General features: G+C 41.6%; 1 protein-coding gene. It reads right to left on the bottom strand.

What is annotated here, in order from left to right; all coding sequences use genetic code 11:
• Positions 1–10: 10 nt before the first annotated feature.
• Positions 11–1357: a glycoside hydrolase family 28 protein gene (locus tag J1785_RS01035; protein WP_217218597.1), complete on the bottom strand. Its 1347-nt coding sequence runs from the start codon at positions 1355–1357 to the stop codon at positions 11–13.
• Positions 1358–1395: the final 38 nt, after the last annotated feature.

Raw genomic sequence — 1395 nt, 5'->3', positions numbered from 1 at the left:
ATTTAACTTATTATGCACTAGGTATAGCCCCTTCCCAATGACAATCAGGCCCAAATCTTTGCGCAGCATCTTTCGTTGATTCTAATCTAACGTACTTCTGTGTACCAAAAACATAGCGACTTTGGAGTCCATGGTCTGATTCTATGACGACTGAACTTAACAAAATATTAAGCAATGGTGCCTCAGGAAGGCCGCTGATAATACCTGCATATTTAGCGCCAATAGCATGAACATGTTCTATCTTAATATTTTTAATCCATGGAGTCATTTCAGTTACAGGTGCTTTGATTAATTGATCGAGACTATTTTCAGAGTATCCACCGTTCCCCCCGTAGCTGTCGGTTATCACCAGCGGAGTGTCAACATCTTTCATTTCAACGTGACTGACCTCAATTAACGTGATTGATGAGCCACGGTCACGACCAGACTTGATGCGAACACCATTTTGTGTGCCAGTGAAGAATAAATTATTCATATTTATATGCGTTATATGGTTTGCCGTTTCACTGCCAATCGAAATACCGTGGCCATGTTCAACATGAATATCAGAAATATTAACACCACTAGTTTGTCCATTTACGCTCAGTTTTGTAAGTCCTGACTTAATGGATATATCATCATCACCTGTTGATATATCCAGCTTTTTCAGGACGACATTTTGTGATGAAACAATATCAACACCATCGGTATTGGGCGAGTTTGCAGGGTTGTTTATTGTACTATCACTCACGCGAATATTTTTACTATTACGGATCACAAGATTCCACATAGGAGAGTTTTTTATGGCCACATTGCTGACATCACCGTGTTTTACATGATCAAACTCAATGAGCCAGGGGCGCGGCATACCGTTTGCTGGAGGTATCCCTGGGTAGCGCTTTTCAAACCAACGTGTATCACCCTGTTTCAAATGTTCACGGGCCTTAGTCGCCAACGGCCACCATTTAATTTGTCCCTGCCCGTCGATAATTCCTGTGCCGGTGATGCTGACATGGTTGACTTTTTTGGCAAGAATGAAAGCCTCTCCAAAATGAGCAGGATACGAAATAAAAGCTGGGCTGAAGGCAGAGCCATCATAGTTTGCCAATAATTGGCTGCCTGCAGATAGATGTAAATTAACTCCATTTTTAAGCAATAGTGGCCCACTAATCCAGTCCCCACTTGATAGCATGACAATGCCGCCCCCGGCAGCAGAGCAACTGTCGATAGCCCGCTGAATAGCTTTCGTGGCTGTGTAATTAGAATTAGGATGAGCTCCCCAATTTTGGGGTAGACAACGTATGGCTGCTGCATGAAGCGGAAAGTTGAACAAATAAAATGAAATACTCAAAGATAAAGAAAATAAGTTTATTTTCATGAACCACTCCAGTTTAATTGTTACTTTACGTTATATTA

Origin of the sequence: Rahnella perminowiae, assembly GCF_019049755.1 — a bacterium.
GTDB lineage: Bacteria > Pseudomonadota > Gammaproteobacteria > Enterobacterales > Enterobacteriaceae > Rahnella > Rahnella perminowiae.
Note: the sequence above shows the minus strand (reverse complement) of the source record. Positions and strands in the feature narration are given on the sequence as shown.

Excerpts from the sequence above, each read along its gene's own strand:
- J1785_RS01035 (WP_217218597.1), bottom strand. The coding sequence starts at position 1,357 with ATGAAAATAAACTTATTTTCTTTATCTTTGAGTATTTCATTTTATTTG.